Annotated in this window: 19 protein-coding genes and 1 riboswitch; of the genes, 6 read left to right on the plus strand and 13 right to left on the minus strand. The window is 28.1% G+C overall.

What is annotated here, in order from left to right:
- Positions 1 to 14: 14 nt before the first annotated feature.
- From glgD to ABCM86_RS04360, 4 genes are all read right to left on the minus strand, one after another.
- A complete protein-coding gene (gene glgD / locus ABCM86_RS04345; RefSeq protein ID WP_195930181.1) occupies positions 15 to 1,145 on the minus strand; it encodes a glucose-1-phosphate adenylyltransferase subunit GlgD in 1,131 nt (376 codons plus the stop codon).
- Between the two features lie 73 nt (positions 1,146 to 1,218).
- Positions 1,219 to 2,349: a glucose-1-phosphate adenylyltransferase gene (locus tag ABCM86_RS04350; protein ID WP_343003555.1), complete on the minus strand. Its 1,131-nt coding sequence runs from the start codon at positions 2,347 to 2,349 to the stop codon at positions 1,219 to 1,221.
- Between the two features lie 210 nt (positions 2,350 to 2,559).
- Positions 2,560 to 4,815 (minus strand): 1,4-alpha-glucan branching protein GlgB, encoded by a 2,256-nt coding sequence (glgB, locus tag ABCM86_RS04355; RefSeq protein ID WP_343003557.1) that lies wholly within the window; start codon positions 4,813 to 4,815, stop codon positions 2,560 to 2,562.
- Positions 4,816 to 5,036: 221 nt separating this feature from the next.
- Entirely contained in the window at positions 5,037 to 6,011 is a 975-nt protein-coding gene (locus ABCM86_RS04360) for an SPFH domain-containing protein (RefSeq protein ID WP_195930179.1), read from the minus strand.
- A gap of 332 nt (positions 6,012 to 6,343) precedes the next feature.
- On the opposite strand from ABCM86_RS04360, the gene ABCM86_RS04365 reads away from it, so the two are divergent.
- The 4 genes from ABCM86_RS04365 to ABCM86_RS04380 all read left to right on the plus strand — a co-directional run bounded on the left by ABCM86_RS04365 (position 6,344) and on the right by ABCM86_RS04380 (position 7,625).
- Positions 6,344 to 6,655: a hypothetical protein gene (locus ABCM86_RS04365; protein ID WP_343003558.1), complete on the plus strand. Its 312-nt coding sequence runs from the start codon at positions 6,344 to 6,346 to the stop codon at positions 6,653 to 6,655.
- A 41-nt stretch (positions 6,656 to 6,696) separates the two neighbouring features.
- Complete coding sequence (locus ABCM86_RS04370) at positions 6,697 to 6,900, plus strand: hypothetical protein (protein ID WP_195930983.1); 204 nt, start codon at positions 6,697 to 6,699, stop codon at positions 6,898 to 6,900.
- 100 nt (positions 6,901 to 7,000) lie between these two features.
- Positions 7,001 to 7,315 (plus strand): hypothetical protein, encoded by a 315-nt coding sequence (locus ABCM86_RS04375; RefSeq protein WP_343003561.1) that lies wholly within the window; start codon positions 7,001 to 7,003, stop codon positions 7,313 to 7,315.
- A gap of 13 nt (positions 7,316 to 7,328) precedes the next feature.
- Positions 7,329 to 7,625 (plus strand): hypothetical protein, encoded by a 297-nt coding sequence (locus ABCM86_RS04380; RefSeq protein ID WP_295761542.1) that lies wholly within the window; start codon positions 7,329 to 7,331, stop codon positions 7,623 to 7,625.
- A 128-nt stretch (positions 7,626 to 7,753) separates the two neighbouring features.
- Here the strand turns inward: ABCM86_RS04380 and ABCM86_RS04385 are convergent, their stop codons facing one another.
- The 3 genes from ABCM86_RS04385 to ABCM86_RS04395 form a co-directional block, all read right to left on the minus strand.
- Positions 7,754 to 8,272, minus strand: coding sequence for an NfeD family protein (locus ABCM86_RS04385; RefSeq protein ID WP_243269598.1), 519 nt, complete (start codon positions 8,270 to 8,272; stop codon positions 7,754 to 7,756).
- A gap of 135 nt (positions 8,273 to 8,407) precedes the next feature.
- A complete protein-coding gene (locus ABCM86_RS04390; RefSeq protein WP_343003562.1) occupies positions 8,408 to 9,904 on the minus strand; it encodes an NAD(P)H-hydrate dehydratase in 1,497 nt (498 codons plus the stop codon).
- Between the two features lie 132 nt (positions 9,905 to 10,036).
- Complete coding sequence (locus ABCM86_RS04395) at positions 10,037 to 10,258, minus strand: NifU family protein (protein WP_343003563.1); 222 nt, start codon at positions 10,256 to 10,258, stop codon at positions 10,037 to 10,039.
- A gap of 320 nt (positions 10,259 to 10,578) precedes the next feature.
- Between ABCM86_RS04395 and dapA the strand changes: the two genes are divergently transcribed.
- Positions 10,579 to 11,466, plus strand: a complete 888-nt coding sequence (dapA, locus tag ABCM86_RS04400; RefSeq protein ID WP_295733803.1) for a 4-hydroxy-tetrahydrodipicolinate synthase — start codon at positions 10,579 to 10,581, stop codon at positions 11,464 to 11,466.
- A 124-nt stretch (positions 11,467 to 11,590) separates the two neighbouring features.
- Here dapA and ABCM86_RS04405 read toward each other — a convergent pair whose 3' ends face one another.
- The 4 genes from ABCM86_RS04405 to ABCM86_RS04420 are packed head-to-tail and all read right to left on the minus strand — an operon-like array spanning position 11,591 to position 14,584.
- The gene (locus ABCM86_RS04405) at positions 11,591 to 12,355 is read right to left on the minus strand and encodes an ABC transporter permease subunit (RefSeq protein WP_343003564.1); all 765 of its coding nucleotides are present in this window, start codon (positions 12,353 to 12,355) and stop codon (positions 11,591 to 11,593) included.
- Positions 12,352 to 13,272: an ABC transporter ATP-binding protein gene (locus ABCM86_RS04410; protein ID WP_343003565.1), complete on the minus strand. Its 921-nt coding sequence runs from the start codon at positions 13,270 to 13,272 to the stop codon at positions 12,352 to 12,354. The genes ABCM86_RS04405 and ABCM86_RS04410 overlap by 4 nt, the downstream gene beginning before the upstream one ends.
- A complete protein-coding gene (locus ABCM86_RS04415; protein ID WP_195930991.1) occupies positions 13,272 to 13,472 on the minus strand; it encodes a PLD nuclease N-terminal domain-containing protein in 201 nt (66 codons plus the stop codon). The genes ABCM86_RS04410 and ABCM86_RS04415 overlap by 1 nt, the downstream gene beginning before the upstream one ends.
- A 17-nt stretch (positions 13,473 to 13,489) precedes the next feature.
- A complete protein-coding gene (locus tag ABCM86_RS04420; protein ID WP_343003567.1) occupies positions 13,490 to 14,584 on the minus strand; it encodes a helix-turn-helix transcriptional regulator in 1,095 nt (364 codons plus the stop codon).
- Positions 14,585 to 14,792: 208 nt separating this feature from the next.
- Positions 14,793 to 14,888, plus strand: a riboswitch (TPP riboswitch).
- A 294-nt stretch (positions 14,889 to 15,182) separates the two neighbouring features.
- On the opposite strand from ABCM86_RS04420, the gene thiC reads away from it, so the two are divergent.
- Positions 15,183 to 16,487 (plus strand): phosphomethylpyrimidine synthase ThiC, encoded by a 1,305-nt coding sequence (thiC, locus tag ABCM86_RS04425; RefSeq protein WP_195930993.1) that lies wholly within the window; start codon positions 15,183 to 15,185, stop codon positions 16,485 to 16,487.
- Between the two features lie 112 nt (positions 16,488 to 16,599).
- Here thiC and ABCM86_RS04430 read toward each other — a convergent pair whose 3' ends face one another.
- Positions 16,600 to 17,277 (minus strand): Bax inhibitor-1 family protein, encoded by a 678-nt coding sequence (locus ABCM86_RS04430; protein ID WP_195930994.1) that lies wholly within the window; start codon positions 17,275 to 17,277, stop codon positions 16,600 to 16,602.
- A 115-nt stretch (positions 17,278 to 17,392) separates the two neighbouring features.
- On the minus strand, positions 17,393 to 18,079 hold the full coding sequence (locus ABCM86_RS04435) for a GTP pyrophosphokinase family protein (RefSeq protein WP_195930995.1): 687 nt from the start codon (positions 18,077 to 18,079) through the stop codon (positions 17,393 to 17,395).
- Positions 18,080 to 18,432 lie beyond the last annotated feature (353 nt).

Here is an 18,432-nt window from a genome sequence, read left to right on the forward strand (position 1 = left end):
TTTCTACCCCCTTATTAAACTGTTTCATTTTTCTCAATTACCATCGGATAATCTTTATCTCCTTTTAGTTCTTTATTTGAACTTATAGTTACATTTTTATCTAATATTACGTTTTCTAATACTACGTTATCGCCAATTTTACAACTTTGCATTATTACTGAATTTCTAATAACTGCACCTTTTCCTATTTTTACTTTTCTGAATAAAGTAGAGTCCTGTACTGTACCGTCTATTTGGCAACCAGTTGCTATAAATGACCCTCTTACTTCAGCATCTTCTCCATACATAGTTGGTGCTTGTGATTTATCTTTAGTAAAGATTTTTCTATTTGATCTAAATAATTCTCTAGAAACTTCTTCTGTTAAAAATTCTTTACTTGCTTCATAATAACTTTTTAATGAATTTATACACTTTAAGTAGCCTTCATATTTATAAGCTCCTACTTGTATATTATCTAATTGATTTATTATGTAGTCTTCTATATAAGAGTACGTTCCCATGCTAGCAATACTATATATACACTCTATAAAGTCTATACGTCTCATTATAAAAGTATCCATACATATATTTGCACTAGGGAAAGTATTTAAGTTGTTACCTACATTTTTTACTCTTTTATCTTTATCTATATTTAAAGTGTTGCAATTTTTAAAGTCTTTATTTGCATTATCAACACGCTTATAAACTATTGTTATGTCGTTGTTTGATTTTTTATGATATTTTAATAAATCATTATAATCTATTGAACAAAGCATATATGATGGTGCAACTATAACATATTCTTCAGGACTTTTTTCTATATAGTCTATATTAGCTAATATTGTATATATGTCGCCTTTTCTATAACCATAATTATTGTTATTTTTAGTGTTTTCTGGACTTAATACATATAGTCCACCTTGTTTTCTACTTAAATCCCAATCTTTGCCGCTACCTAAGTGGTCAGTTAAAGATCTATATTTTTCTCTCGCATATATACCTACATTTGTTATTCCTGAATTAACCATATTTGATAATGTAAAGTCTATTAATCTATATCTTCCTGCTATTGGTATAGTTGCCACTGGTCTGTGGTCTGATAATACATTTACAGATGGATTTTGTATGCTATCTAAATTTATTAAGCCCATGCATTCATTTTTCATAAAAGTTCCCCCTATATTTTTCCTATGTTCTATTTATCTATGTTTTTTATATGTTTTTAATTTCTAAATTTTATTATGCTTTTACTAATTCAAATTCTGATACTACGCTTATTTCATCATCTTCGTCTTTTATTATAGCATTGTCTTCTATAACTGCGCCTTCTGCTATCATAGCTTTTTTGATAACTACATTTTTACCTATTTTAACATTAGGCATTATAACAGAATCTTCTACAACTGAGCCTTCACCAATTTGTACTTTATGTGATAATACTGTGTTTTTTACTATTCCATAAACTCTGCAACCATCTGCAATTAATGATTTTTTAACTGATGCATTTGGTCCTATATATTGTGGTGGAACATCATTTGTATTTGTATAAATTCTCCATTGTGGATCATTTAAATCCACTACTTCAGGATCGTTTATTAAATCCATATTTGCTTCCCATAAACTTTCTATAGTACCAACGTCTCTCCAATATCCTTTAAATGGATATGCAAACATTGATTGTCCTTCTTTTAACATAGTTGGTATTACATTGTGACCGAAGTCATCTAAGCACTCTCCAGTTTCATCAGCTCTTTTAAAGTATTCTCTTAAAGTTTTCCAGTCAAATATGTAGATACCCATAGAGGCTAAATTACTTTTAGGGTTTTTAGGCTTTTCTTCAAATTCATAAATACTTCCATCTTTATTTGTGTTCATAATTCCAAATCTGCTTGCTTCATCCCATGGCACTTCTATTACAGCAATTGTTGCTTTAGCGCCTTTTTCTTTATGAAAACCTAGCATTTTGCTATAATCCATTTTGTATATGTGATCCCCAGATAAAATTAAAACATATTCTGGATCATAGTCATCTATGAAATTCATATTTTTCTTTATTGCATTAGCTGTGCCATTAAACCAATGCCCTTCTTTTTCATTCATATATGGTTGAAGTATTGTTACGCCACCATTAACTCTATCTAAATCCCAGTGGTCTCCTATTCCTATATGAGAGTTTAAGATTTGTGGTTTGTATTGAGTTAACACCCCAACTGTATCAATTCCAGAATTAGAGCAGTTGCTTAAAACAAAATCTATTATTCTGTATTTTCCCCCAAATGATACTGCTGGTTTGGCAATTCTTTTTGTAAATACTCCTAGTCTAGAGCCTTGTCCTCCTGCTAAAATCATAGCTAGCATTTCTTTTTTCATATATGGTCCCCTTTCATATAGTCTATCTATATTTTTATATTTTAAAGTTATTAATAAATTTATCTTTTAATAAATTTTTTTATATTTTAAAAATATATTTTGTCAAAAGCATATCTAAGTGGAAGTGCCTTTTTATAACAATTATAATATATTTTTATATATTTTTGAGCTAAATTTATCCTTTTTGATATATTTTAAGGATGCTTAACTTTAACTCTTCTTTTTATTATTTTTTTTCTTTTTATTATTTTTTTTAGGTTTTGTTTGTTTAGCTGTAGACTTTTTAGGCTTTGATGTAGTTTCAACATTCTTTTCTACTACTTTCTTTTCCACCTTTGCTACCGGTTCTACCTTTTCAATTTTATCTACTACTTTTTCTTCTACCTTTTTTACTTTTTCTACTACTTTGGAATCAATATTTTTTATAGTTTTATTTTTTTTTACTTCAGTTCCTTTTTTTGCTTTTTTATCAATAGGTTTAATGCCTTTTATTTTTGCTAATTTAGCAGTTTCTTCTTTATTTAATTTTATAAAAGTTGCACCTAGTGGAGGAACTTTTATAGTTATGTGATAATCTTTATTGTGCCATTTCTCATCTATTGAGACTAATTTAGCATTTTCCATTGTTTGATTTGAACCATAATATTTTTCATCATCACTATTTAAAATTTCTTCGTATACACCTTCATAAGGTACCCCTACCTTATAGTCATAATATACATTTGGTGTGAAGTTTAAAACAGCTATTATAAAATCTTCTGGATCTTTACTTAATCTCATTAAAGTAATGATACTTTGGTCTTCATTGTTAGGGTCTATAAAATCAAACCCATCATATGTATTATCTAATTCATATAATGATTTTTCTTCTTTATATAAATAATTTAAATCTTTTACATAATCTTTTGTTTTTGAATGTTGCTCAATTTCTAGTAGTTGCCACTCTAGCCCATAAGAGTATCTCCACTCTAGCCCTTGTGCAAATTCAGAACCCATAAATAATAGTTTCTTACCTGGATGTATCATATAGTATGCATATAAAAGTCTTAGATTAGCAAATCTTTGCCAATCATCACCAGGCATCTTATCTAATAATGACTTTTTACCATGAACAACTTCATCATGTGATAATGGTAATATAAAATTCTCTGAAAATGCATACATAAATGAGAATGTTATTAAATCATGATGATATTTTCTATAGATAGGGTCCTTCTCCATATATTGTAATGTATCATTCATCCAACCCATATTCCATTTATATGAAAAGCCTAAACCACCACTGTATGTTGGTGCTGTTACCATAGGCCAAGCAGTTGATTCTTCTGCTACTACTATTGGATTGTCAATGTTAGCATATATTACTTCATTTAATTTTCTTAAAAAGTCAATTGCTTCTATATTTTCTTTTCCACCATATTGATTTGCTTCCCAGTCTCCTCCATCATAATCAAGATAAAGCATACTGCTCACTGCATCAACTCTAATTCCATCTACATGATATTCTTTAAACCAGTAAATTGCATTTGAAAGTAAGAAACTTTTTACTTCTGGTTTTCCAACATCAAAATGTGCAGTACCCCAAGCTAGGTTTTCTGCTTTTAATGGACTTGCATATTCATATTGTGCAGAACCGTCAAATCTATAAAGACCATGTATATCTTTACAAAAATGGCTATAAGCAAAATCTAATATAATTCCAATTCCTAATTCATGCGCTTTATTTACAAATCCCTTAAATTGATCTGGATTACCATATCTGCTTGTAGTTGCATAATATCCGATAGTCTGATATCCCCAACTCATATCTAATGGATATTCTGTTATAGGCATTAATTCTATATGTGTATAGCCCATATCTTTGCAGTACTCAAGCATTTCATAAAGCTCTTCATAATTAAAGAAGCCTCCATCCCATTTTCTCTTCCAAGAGCCAAGATGTGCTTCATAAATATTCATCGGTTGCTCAAATATTGATTTGTTCTTTTTTTGTTCTAAGTATTTTTTATCTGACCAATCAAACTCATCTAAGTTAAAAACTTTTGAAGCTGTTTGTGGTCTTAATTCTGCATATGTTCCATATGGGTCAGCTTTTAATCTACTTACTCCATCGCATCCAACAACATTATATTTATATATATCCCCTTGTGATAAATCTGTTGTGAACATAGACCAAATACCAGAATCATTTAAATTTTCAAGTTTATGAGAACTACCATCCCAGTCATTGAAATCCCCCACTAATTGGACTTCCTGTGCATTAGGAGCCCACACCATGAAAGATGTTCCTTCTTCCCCGTTGTAATTAACTTTGTGGTTTCCCATATATAGATAACTGTCTAAAGCTTCCCCACTTTTAAAGCTATCTATATTTTCTTCCTTTATTATGTCTAAATAATTAATAGAAAACCCCTCCTTTTTATAAAAGCGTTTATACGCGTCGCTCTTTACTATATTGTAATCCAATTTATGGTAATTGTATACAATATTATTGTTAATAATTGAAGTTTTTTTCTAATTTTTTCGCTCAAAAATTTTCCATTTTTAGGAAAGCATTTTCGTAACTTTTTTAATTAAGTAATTTTTTAATAATATTTTTATAATCAGCCATATTGATAAATAATTAAAATAAAAAACTCCTTTAAAGTGATATTTGTTCAATCACTTCAAAGGAGTTTTATTATTTTCTAAATCATATCTTTTTTATTTATATTATCATCTTGTGCATCACTTAAAACTTCTTTTATTCCTTTAAAAGTTCCTAAGAAGTTTACTGCATCTGATGGCAATACAAGTTTTGTTGATTTTCCTTGGGCAACTTTTTCAAGAGCTTCCATAGATTTAAGTGCTAACATATTGTCGTCTATGTCTGCATCTTTCATAGCCTTAAATACTTGTTCTATTACTATAGACTCACCTTCAGCTTTTGCTTTTGCAACTTCTCTAATAGATTCTGCATCCCCTTGTGCTTTAAGTATTCTAGATTGTTTATCCCCTTCAGCCTCTCTTATCATAGCTTCTTTTTTAGCTTCGGCTCTAAGTATTGCTGATTGTTTTTCACCTTCTGCTCTCAATATAGAAGATTGCTTTTCACCCTCAGCTTGAAGTATAGATTCCCTTCTTTCTCTTTCAGCTCTCATTTGTTTTTCCATAGCTACTTGTATATCATGTGGTGGCATTATATTTTTAAGTTCTACTCTATTTACTTTTATTCCCCATTTATCAGTTGCTTCATCTAAGATTGCTCTCATTTTTGTATTGATAACATCTCTAGATGTTAGTGTTGCGTCTAAATCTAATTCCCCAATAATATTTCTAAGTGTTGTAGCAGTTAAGTTTTCTATCGCTGCATTTGGATTTGCTATTTCAAACACAAATCTTATTGGATCTGTTACTTGGAAATATACTACTGTGTCTATTTGCATTGTAACATTATCCTTTGTGATAACTGGTTGTGGTGGGAAGTCTTCCACCCTTTCTTTTAAGTCAATTCTATAAGATAAAGTGTCTATAAAAGGAACTAAAAAATGTACCCCTGTATCAGCCTTCTTATGGAACTTACCTAATCTCATTATAATCCCTACTGTTGATTGTTGGATTACCTTCACGCATTTAATACTCATTATGACTACGATTATAATTAATATTATAATAACTGGCATATAAAGTACCTCCTTTATTTACTTTTTATTTTATGCTTAAATAATTAAATCATTTGTTTATTTTTACCATTATATTACTATTAAGCAAATTATATCATCTTATATGCTTAGATATAGTTACAAACTAGTATCAAGAAATTAATACTTATTTTTATTGAGATTTATAAAAAATATAACTATTAAAATACCCTCTTATTAATTTTTATTAGATATTTTTTTAATTAGACAATTTTCATAACTATAAAATATCAAAATATATAACTAAACAAAAAATTATTAATATTATATAGTGTAGACAAAAATCTATAAGTCTAAATAGGAGGTAGTTATATATGGCGGTATATAAAATAAAATCCAGCGAAATAACAGCTACAGCAACTAATACTATTATTTCTCAAAATGTGACATTAGAAGCTGAGACTCTAGAACTTATTACAGGACAAGTGCTTGATACTAATGGTACAACACCTGTAGAAGGTGCAGCAGTAGTATTATACAAAAAACTTACAGCAGAACCACAAACAATCACAAAAGAAGCTATAGAATATACATATGCTAATGGTAAATATGGATTCCCTTATGATTTTGATACTAATACTTATTCTTATAGTTTAAAAATTTATACACCTAATAATATTGCATAATTTACTAGAATTATAAATTAGCCCATAATAGGAGGTATAAGATGGATATAGATAACGAAAAACTAACTATAGATGGAAAAGAATATACTCTAGCAAACATAAAATCAATAAAGTTAAACAATGATAATCCTTATAAAAATGAAGATACTTCAAATAAAAGCATTTCACTCACACCTGAAGTTTTAGATAATGATATAGTTCATTTAAATATTCAAATAGAAAAAATAGATAACTTAGATAGTTAAAATAACATATAATAAACTACTAAATTATTAAATAGTGGATAATCTCAAATCGCAAATCAACTCAATACTTTGAGATTATCATTTTGAGATGAGGTATGTTATGAATTATAAAATAATCTCTAGAGTAATAAGCAGAGGAGAACTTACACAAAAGGTGTTTATAAAAGAAGAATTCATTTTGAAAAGAGAAACTAAAAATCATTTGAACTTAATACATGGCGTTATTATGGATAATAATAACCAAAAACTTAAAGACTGTGCAGTTTTACTGCAATGCAGAACAAAGTCTCAAGGAGAATACGAAGATTTAAGTATTACTTATACAAACAAGGAGGGGGTCTTTGGTTTCCAAATAGAAATTGATAATAATAAAGACTATAGGATTTTAGTATTCTCTCCAAATAAAATAAACTAAAAGGAATGGTTCGATGGAAAAATTTTATAATAATATAAGAGCAACTGCTGAATCTGAAAAATGTAGTAATGATGATGCTACTTTTAAAAATCAAAAATATATTTGTATTAAAAGTAATAATTATAAATTTTCAACTAATAATAATCTGCTCGTGAAGGTTGAAGATGGGAAAATATCGACTAATGAAGTTGTTCTAAAAAAGCAAGAAGGTGCTGTTATTTATGGTATTGTTTTATTTGAAAATGGAGTATTTATATTTGGAATAAACGATACAAGATATGACTACTTAATAAATATAGTGTATAATTAAGTAATTTCAATTATACAAATAATAATTACTTAAGATAATATTCCCCATCAAAGTCATCCTTTTTTAAAGTAAATCACCTTGATGGGGTTAGCTAATACTATATCTAATATTTCTATATATTATTTAATCTATTTACTTGTTTTTATTTTAATATCTATTTCTCTACTAATTGAGTCTTTATTCTTTTTATTATTTTCTAAATCTAAATTAATATTACTTACTTCTTTCACAATAAGTTTAACACCCTCTATTTGTACCACTTCTACAATGCTACCTTTTTTTATTTTTACTTTATCTTTTGAAATAGCACTCCATTCTTCCCCATTTAATTTAACAACTCCAACTTCATATGGTTCAATATCTTGTACTACAATACCTTTTTGTGAAATTATTCCTTGCAAATTAGTATTATATTTTACATTTTTATCCCTATCTACTAGATATTTAGTTGCTATAACTAAAAGTACTATAGATACAATAGCAAATATCATAACTTGGATAAAGACACTTTCTATAAATGGGCTTAATAACATTGAAACCAATGCCCCGATACTAAACCAAATTAATGTAAGACTTGTTGTCATTAGTTCTCCAACACCAAATATTATAGCTACTATAAACCAAAATGTACTTATACCGATACTCATAAGCATCCCTCATCTCTTAAATTAAAATATATTTTTAGATTAGCTTAAATATATTATATCATTATATTTTATATTAGAATATTACAAAGAAATGTCAAATAATAAACAAAAGGTTTAAATTATTTTTTTATTAAATCAATTTATTAATTCTTTCATAGTTTGTGGAATTAAATTAATTACATCACTTGCATTTACTGTATATAAATCTTTAGATAATCTTTGGCCTATATAACCATGAATATATGCTGCACAAACTGTTCCCATGAGATTAGTCATTCCTTGCCCAACAAATGAAGTTATCATTCCAAGAAGTGTATCACCCATTCCTCCATTTGCCATTGATGAGTTCCCTGTTGGATTTATATATGTGTATTTTCCATTTGTTATTACAGTTTCATACCCTTTTAACAATACGACTACTTTATATTTATTTGCAAATTCTTTTGCAGCATCTACTTTATTATCTCTAATATAATTTATAGGATATCCTGTAAGTCGTGACATCTCGCCTAAGTGCGGTGTAATTATTATTCTATTTGGATTGGATTTTAATAGTTCTTTTTTATCTTTGAGTACATTTAATCCATCTGCATCTATTATAATTGGACAAGTTGTATTATTTAATATATATTCTAATTTATTATAAGTATCATCATTATCTCCCATTCCACAACCAAATCCTATTGCATCACAATCTTTTATTAAGTTTATAACCTTTTGATTTTCAGCAATATTTAAAGTCATAGCCTCACAAAGTTTTTGACTTGCAATATCTTGGACATACGAGTCTGTTACTAATGTTGTCAGCCCACTTCCGCATTTTACTGCTGCTTGTGTCGATATATACGCGGCTCCCGTAAATCCTCTACTTCCTGCAAATAATGCTATTTTTCCAAAATCACTTTTAAATGAATATTTATCTTTTGCCCTTATATTATTTTTTATAATTTCTATATCTGTTATATATTCTTTATTGTCGTATTTTTCTAAGATATGTTCTGGTATGCCTATATGCTCAACAACTACATCTCCTATAAATTCTTTTGTCTCATATTTTAAAAATCCTCGTTTATAAAACTCAAATGAAATAGTTTTGTCTGCTTTTATACAAGTCCCCAATATATCACCAGTTGTAGCATTTATTCCTGATGGCACATCAATCGAATAAGTTTTATTTTTATTTTCATTTATAAGGTTTATAACATCGTAAAATACACCCTTTATTTCTCGCTCTAACCCTGTCCCAAATATACAATCAACTACTATATCTGATCTTTTTATAGAATTTTTTAGCTCATCCATATTTTCATTTTCTACAACTGTTGTTGATATATTAAATAATTTTAAGATATTATAATTTATTTTAGAACATTCACTTAGTTTTTCTAAATTGCCGACTATAAATACTTCTACATTTTTTCCCCTTGCACATAATTGTCTTGCTAAACCAAGCCCATCCCCACCATTATTTCCTACTCCACTTACTACAACATAGTTTTGGTTTTCTTCTATATCCATATGTTTAAATGCTGATAAAACTGCATTTTCCATCATTACAATAAGTGGAATTTTATATTCATCTACACAAGCATTATCTAAAATTTTCGTGCTGTCTGCTGTTCCTATTCTCATTTGAAATCCTCCCTTTTCTTTAGTTATATAATATTTTATAAATAATCATAAATTATACATTTTTATATAAATCTAAATTATGTTAAATAAAAAGAGCTAAACAGTTTTTAACTGCTTAGCTCTTTTTATTTATTAAACTCCTACAACTCTAGTAACCCCAGGTACTTCTTTTACTAATAAGTTTTCTATAACAGCTTTTAATGTCATAGTAGCCCCTGGACAACCTGAGCAAGCACCTTGTAATCTAACTAATACTACTCCATCATCGCTAACTTCTACTAATTCAACGTCCCCACCGTCTCTTTGTAGTACTGGTCTAATTTTATCTAATACTACTGCAACTTGTTCTTTCATTCTTTACACCCCTTATTATTTTTGATTTCTACCTCAATTATACACTAATGATACAATATTCTCTACCATTTATTATTACATTTCCTTTTTTACTATTTTTTATATTAAAATATTAGCCCACATTCAAAAGATGTACTAATTTAATAGATGGTGTTGAAGATAACGAATACTTGAAACCATATTTAAACAGGAACACTCTTTAAATGAGCGTTCTTATTTTTTTGATTTAAATTAATAATATAAATTCCAAAAGAATATACTTCTAGTAAGCAATATAAAATTTACATACTTATTGCTAATATTTTAGAAGGGGGAATATTATGTTATTTAAAGGATCTGCAGTCGCTTTAGTTACTCCTTTTACAAGTGAAAATACAGTAAACTACAACAAATTAGAAGAACTTGTTGAGTTCCATATAAAAAATGGTACTGATGCAATAGTTGTTTGTGGTACTACTGGTGAAGCGAGTACATTAAGCGATAGAGAACATATTGCAGCAATAAAATGTGTTATTGATGCAGTAAACAAAAGAATTCCTGTAATTGCAGGTACTGGAGGTAATGATACTGAGCACTCTGTATTGTTGAGTAAAATTGCAGAAAACTTCGGTGCTGATGGACTTTTAATCATCAATCCTTATTATAATAAGGGAAATAAATCTGGTATAAAAGCTCACTTCACAAAAATTGCACAAAGTGTAGATACTCCAATTATTATCTACAATGTCCCATCTAGAACTGGTGTAAATTTATCACCTAATTTAATTGCTGAGTTATCTTATAATGAACCAAATATCGTAGCTGTTAAAGAGGCAAGTGGAGATATGACACAAGTTGCCGAAATTGCTAGATTAGTTGATGATGACTTTGCTATATATTCTGGAAATGATGATTCTACTCTACCACTACTTTCTCTAGGTGGTGTAGGTGTAATTTCTGTACTTGCTAATATATGCCCTAAAGAAAGCCATGATTTAGTTTATAGCTTTTTAGACGGAAATATAGGTCTTTCTAGAAAACTTCAATTAGATTTAAAACCTCTAATTGATGCTTTATTCTTAGAGGTAAATCCTGTCCCTGTAAAAACTGCTATGAATCTTATAGGTATGGAAGTTGGAAATTTAAGGCTTCCACTTGGTCATATGCAGCCAAATAATCTAGAATTACTAAAAAAAGAATTAAAATGTGCAAGATTTGAATTAAAATAGTTCAAAACTAAAATATTTATTAAAACAAATTATAAAAAGAGGATATTAAATCTACTTTTTTAAGTAATTTAGTATGCTCTTTTATTTATAATCTATTTGTAATTTTATTTTCTATATAATCTAATTAAATTTCTTTTTTACAAAATACTACAATGCTTGAAATCACAAATAATACACTCGCTCCTAGTGTAATATAAAGTGATTTTATAACTTCTGAAATCTCAACATCACCTTTTAGTATATCCATATTTACGTTTATAAGTTGAATTGGGTTATAATCTTGAACTTTCGGTATAATATTTAAAACCAAAAGTATTCCTACTATAACTCCACAAAATAACATAGAACCATAAGATGTTTTAAATAAAATCCCGCCCAAAATTATTGCACTTATTAAAAATATCCCAAATACCCATACAAGACTCAAAGAAAATAACAGATTTTCGACCTGTGTATCTTCCCAAAATAGCATCGAGTATAAAAATGTGACTAATGCAGATAAAAAATAAGTAAATGTCCAAACTAATGTTGATGATGTGAATTTTGATAAAACTACAGTTTTTCTAGATAGCCCTTTTGTAAGCATGTTGATTAGAGTTCCTTTTGATAATTCGTTTGATATTAATCCGCTAAATATTATAACTAGTATAATCAGTCCCATCTGCGTAGTATTTTTAAAAAATTGTGTCCAAGAATCAAAAATAGTCGGTTCTGGCAAACTTATTTTTATGCCCTCTTCCATCAAAGATTCCATTAAATCTGGTGTGAATTTTGCCACGACTGGATTCATAAAACCAAATATTAAAAATACAGTCACAATCAAAAGTAATTTATATGTTTTAGTCAGTTCAAAGAGTTCTTTTTTTGTAAATGCTAAATACGCTCTCATTTTATTGCCTCCATAAATAATCTTTCTAGTGTTGGCTCTTGAATTCTTATATATATTGGATATAAATCCTTATCTATTAATCCCTGCATAACTTCTCTTTGAACTTCTTCTATATTGTTTGAGTGAAGGTAAATAGTGTTTTCGCTTTTTTGAATCTCATTTATATTAGAATTGTCTTTAATTATTTTTAAAAACTTTATAAAATCTTCTTTATTTTTCATTCCAACTTCCAAACAATCCACCATATGACCTTTTTTGATTTGTGATAAATCTCCACTTAGAGCAATTTTTCCATCTCTAAGTATTGCAATTTCGTCGCATATTCTCTCAACATCAGATAGTATATGAGTTGAAAATATGACTGTAGTTCTTTCTTTTACTTTTAATAAAATATCTAAGATTTCTTTTCTTCCTATTGGATCTAATTCTGATGTCGGTTCGTCACATATAAGAAGTTTGGGCTCATTTAAAAGCGCCTGTGCAATACCCAGTCTTTGTTTCATCCCTCTTGAAAACTTGCTTATCTTTCGTTTTTTATAATCACTAAGTCCCACAAGTTCTAATAACTCTTCACTCTTTTTCTTTATATCGCTTTTTTTCATATTTGTAATTTCGCCGCATAATTTTAGATATTCATGTGGAGTCATATATCCGTAGTATTCTGGCACATCTGGAAGATATCCTATAAATTTATTTGTTTTAGTTTCGCCAAATTTAACTTCCTCTCCACATACTCTTATAATTCCACTATCAGGTTTTAAAAAACCTAAAATCATCTTCATTGTAGTTGTTTTACCTGCCCCATTTTCTCCAATAAAACCGAAAATGGAGTTTTCTCTTACTTTTAAATTAAGTCCATTTATAATATTATTTGAGCCAAAACTTTTATATAAATTATCTATCTCAAGTATATTCACTATTCCTCACCTCTACCAAATATAAAATAAAATATTGGGCCTATGATTTGTATAAACAAAACTACTATTATCCATATAGCTTTATTTCCAAATCTGTAGTTGGGGTGTTTTATAACATGTATTAATGCAGTTATAGCCAATATAAATTCTAAAATTATAACTGGTAATAATAATGCTAAATTATTTGTAATCTCACTCATATATTTACTTCCTTATATTAATTAGTTTCTAGTGCGAGCACACATGATTTAAATCTATAGTCGTCTTTTAAATCTGAAAATATAGGATTGTCTTTTACACCACTTATAACACTTTGTTTTATTAATTCATGGCTTCTTGGTGTATTTACTCCTAAATCTAATTCCTTTAACCAATTTTCGATTTTGTCAAAAAATTCGTCGCCTCTTAATTTAAAATCATATATATTTTTTATACATACATCCGTGTACTTTTGTATTAACTCTAAAGCTTTTTCATTTTGTTTATTAATTGCATATCCTTGTGCAGTTGCAAGATATAAATTTACTGTTGTATTTGGATGTAGCTCATCTAAATTGAACAATTCACATATTCCAGCTGCTCTTTTAAAACATTCTTCAATAATATCTAATTTATCCATATTTAATACAATTTGTTGAGATATATTACCCACTAAACTTATAAGATTTTGATATATACAAATTTGAGTAATTTCACTTGCTTTATTCATATTTCCTAATAATTTAAAGCTCATGCTAATAAGCTCGGCATCTTGACTAAAAGTTTTTACATCCTCTCCTAATATTTCTAAAACTTCTGTTGGTTTATTATCCATAATCAATGAAAGTAATTCTAAATTTATTGCATCTTTTATTAGTTGAGGATTTTCACTTTCTTCTCTTATTCTTATACATAATTCTCGTGCTCTATTTAAAACTTTTTCTTTATTATTAAATAACATATAGTGGTTTAAATAAAGTACTACCATTTGCTTTAAAAATTCAAAACAAGAATAATATTTTTTTATATACTCCTCACATTTTCCAAAAACATCATTTGGATCTTTTTGAGCAAATGCTTGTGCTAATTCATAATAAATCTTTTGTATATCTTGTTTTGTAAGCTGTGGCTCATATCCAATAAGCTCATCTAAAGATATATTAAATAATGTCGCAAGTTGAGGAAGTAATACTATATCAGGGTATGTTATGTTGTTTTCCCATTTTGAAACTGATGATTTTGATACTCCTATATAACTCGCAAGTTCATCTTGCGTAATTCCTTTACTTCGTCTAAATTTCGTTATGTTTTTTCCTATGTTAATTTTATTCATATATTTCACCTCTTTATATTTAAATTATATGTTTTAAATTAATACCAAACAATGGAGTTAAAAGCTACTTTTGTAGAAAAAGTTTCTCAAAGTGAAACTTTTTTAATTCTATCCACAACTACATAAAAATATAATAATCTACTACTTAGATTTATAATTTTTTATATTGAAAAATATTTTTCCATGTGTTACCATAAAATTGTAATTAAAATATATACAGGGGAGCTTTTGCTGAGATTGAATTTTTTCTAAACCCTCCGAACCTGCCGGATAATGCCGAGAAGGGAGTTTATATTATTGTATTTATATACATTAATTTGAATCTTCATCGTACATTATTTGTACGATTTTTTATTTTGTATGATAAATTTTAATAATTTTCAAAACACATCTAAATGTATTTATATAAAATAAATCTATCTATTTGAAAATTATTTAAAATGTATATTTTATTGTACAAAATTTCTACAATAGTTTTAATCTAAATTCCTTTCCAATAAAATCTCCATGTATATATATTTTCAATATTGTTTAAATTTAACTAGTTAAAAATACTTGCAAGTAATTATATTTTAAATCTAAATTTAAGGAGAAAAATATGAATTACACAACTCAAATGGATGCCGCAAGAAAAGGCATTATAACAAATGAAATGAAACAAGTAAGTGAATACGAAAATATAAATATAGACGAATTAGTAAATTTAGTGGCTCAAGGTAGGGTTTGTATTCCTGCGAATAAAAACCATAGATGCTTAAAACCTTATGGTATTGGCAAAAAATTAAAAACTAAAATAAATGTAAACCTTGGAACATCTAGAGACTGTCTCGATATGGATTTAGAAATGCAAAAAGTTATGAGCGCTGTAAATATGGGAGCCGAATCAATAATGGACCTTAGCTCTTATGGAGACACTCAAAAATTCAGAAGAAAATTAATAAAAGAATGCCCTGCAATAATCGGTACAGTACCAATATACGATGCTGTTGTCTATTATAACAAACCACTTAAAACTATCACTGCGAAAGAATGGATTGATGTAGTCAGAATGCACGCCCAAGATGGTGTCGATTTTATGACTATTCATTGTGGTGTAAATAAACATACAGCAGAGCGTTTTAAACAATCAAAACGCCTTACAAATATAGTATCTAGAGGTGGGTCTATAATATTTGCTTGGATGGAGTTGACAGGAAACGAAAACCCATTTTTTGAATTTTATGATGAAGTTTTAGATATTTGCAGAGAATATGATGTGACAATAAGTCTAGGAGATGCATGCAGACCAGGAAGTGTCCACGATGCTGGAGATATATCTCAAATAGAAGAATTAGTAACATTAGGTGAACTTACTAATAGAGCTTGGGCAAAAGATGTTCAAGTTATGATAGAAGGTCCTGGCCATATGCCACTTAATCAAATAAAAGCAAATATGGAAATCCAAGAAACTATATGTAACGGTGCCCCTTTTTATGTATTAGGTCCTCTTGTTACAGATGTCGCTCCTGGATACGATCATATAACTTCTGCAATAGGTGGAGCAATCGCTGCAACATATGGAGCTTCTTTCTTATGCTATGTCACTCCAGCTGAACACCTTCGACTTCCTAATCTAGAAGATGTAAAAGAAGGTATAATAGCATCTAAAATCGCAGCCCACGCTGCTGATATTGCCAAGGGAATTCCTGGCGCAATAGATTGGGATAATAAAATGAGCGAGGCTAGACGTGAATTAGATTGGGAAAAAATGTTTGACCTAGCAATCGATAGCGAAAAGGCAAGACGATACAGAGCTGAATCAAAACCAGAAAACGAAGATACTTGCACAATGTGTGGAAAAATGTGTGCAGTTAGAAATATAAATAAAATCCTAAAAGGTGAAGACGTAGATATAATGGAATAAATCTAAAAATATCAGACTCATTTTTAGATTTAATACCTAATACGCTAACAAATAAAAAGACGGGTAATTCCCGTCTTTTTATTTTTCATTTATTTTATTTAATCTTTAATTATTAATCTTTTAATTCAGATACTATTCTTAATAAATCAAGTAATATATTTACAAAGTCTAAGTATAAATTAAGTACATGTATTGATAAGTCATTTCTACAAGTTACTCCGCCAGATTGAATATCGTATTTTAATAAACTCACATCATATAAGATATATGCCGAGAATAATATTATACCTAGTCCACTTACTGCTATATTAAAAACTGTTCCTTGTATAAATATATTTACAATACTCATTCCTATAAGAACTACTAATCCTACAAGTAAAGTACTTCCAAGCCCAATATAGTGTCCTGCTGGTTTTCTATGTGATATCAATGCTAATAAAGCGAATAATACACATGTCCCTAAAACTACATTCATAAATAATGTTGTCCCTAAATCATATAGGTAGTAAGTTAAAATAGGATACATAAGTATACCATCTACAAAAGTAAATAGATATACAAAGTTCATTGAAAAACTTCTAGGTATTACATTTTTTCTAGATAACAATGAAAATAATAAAAGACCTACAACTAAAACCCCTATAAAAATATTAGCAACATATACTAATGATGCTGGAATAAACATTTTTCCAAATAAAAAACCAATAAACATAAATACTATTGATATAGATAGATATTTGAATACTGCTTCCATTGGATTTTCTACTGTCATATAAGTTGATTTATTCATAATTTTACCTCTCCTTCTAAATTTATATTTTTATAATTTATACATCTTTTATAATTTAATTATATAACTCTTATTTATATTAAATTATTACTATTTGGTAAAATTTATTGTATTTTTAATTTTCTTTGTTTACAATTCTGTTTTTTATTTTTTCCATGCGTAAGTCTAAGTCTGCACTAATTTGAGCACAGTCTAATAATTCTCGCCTTAATAACTCTTCTTCATCTTGTGGTATATCTTTTTTATAGCTAAGTTTATGTTCTAAACTAGCCCAAAAATCCATAGCAATAGTTCTAAGCTGTACCTCTACCCTCATATTTTTCTTTTCATCTTTTAAAAATATCGGTATTTCAACGATAAGATGAAGACTTCTATAACCATTTGGCTTTGGATTTTTTATGTAATCTTTCACCTCAATTAATTTTATATCATCTTGTTGCAATAAACAGTCAGCCAATACATATATATCTTCCGGAAAAGAACATATCACTCTTACTCCTGCTATATCATTTAAATTCTTTTCTATAGATTCTACAGTAAGCGGCACATCTTTTTTAGCTAACTTTTTTACTATACTATCTGGTGATTTTAATCTAGTTTTGATTGTTTCAATTGGATTTCTATCGTATTCAAGCGAAAATTCTTGATTCAACACTTTAAATTTTGTTTCTACTTCCATAATGGCGCACTTATAGTAAGCCATCAATCTCTTGAAAGGCATAACATTATATTCAAATTTATCAATAGCATTATTGTTGACTAATGCTTTAACAACCGGATCAACTAATTTTCCTCTTATCATACTCTACATAACTCCTATATACTCTCATTATTTAAAACCTTAAATTAGATTATCTTTTGAAATATAAAGAAATATAATTTCATATATACTATAAAATATTTATACCCAATTATTTTCAAAGTATAAATATATAAATTTTTCTAAAAATATATTATTATAATTTTATGTACTCTATATTAAGCCCTTTAAAAATCAAATTTATGTCTAGTATTTTATATCATTAATCATATAATTCAGTTTATATTATAATATGTCTTATATATTAAAAGTTCTCCTATTTTTAAATAGATTTACTTTCCTTTTAACTAAAAAAGACGAGTATTTCTCGCCTTTTTGATATTTAATAAGTTGTA

The sequence above is a fragment of the Clostridium sp. 2218st1_F5_2218SCRN_220325 genome (assembly GCF_039062665.1).
GTDB lineage: Bacteria > Bacillota > Clostridia > Peptostreptococcales > Peptostreptococcaceae > Intestinibacter.